This window comes from Pseudomonas sp. HMSC066A08 (genome assembly GCF_001813025.1).
In the GTDB taxonomy this organism is placed as follows: domain Bacteria; phylum Pseudomonadota; class Gammaproteobacteria; order Pseudomonadales; family Pseudomonadaceae; genus Pseudomonas; species Pseudomonas aeruginosa.
The window spans coordinates 1-278 of the sequence record NZ_KV811237.1; the positions used below are offsets into that span (position 1 = coordinate 1).

Consider the following 278-nt stretch of genomic DNA (forward strand, 5'->3'; position numbering starts at 1 on the left):
TGCCTAACTCAATTGCACGTATTCTTGAAAGCCAAACATTATGGATTGTCGCAAGAGTGCTAATTCTATTGTTATTTTTATCATCGGGCTTTGCCAAGGTATTTGATTATGAGAATAGTTTGGCTGAGATGCGTGCAGCTGGATTAAACCCTGATTGGTTTTTTAATCTTGCCAGCGCCATTGTTTTATTCGCTGGATCGATTTTAGTCCTTTTTGATCGCTATCTATGGTTAGGTGCTGGTGCATTAGCCACTTTCTTATTTTTAACCATTGTGATT

At 38.1% G+C, this 278-nt stretch carries 1 protein-coding gene; it reads left to right on the plus strand.

Annotated features, from left to right (window positions below; all coding sequences use genetic code 11):
* On the plus strand, positions 1-278 hold a 278-nt coding region (locus HMPREF2886_RS32780), incomplete at both ends, for a DoxX family protein (protein ID WP_139148380.1).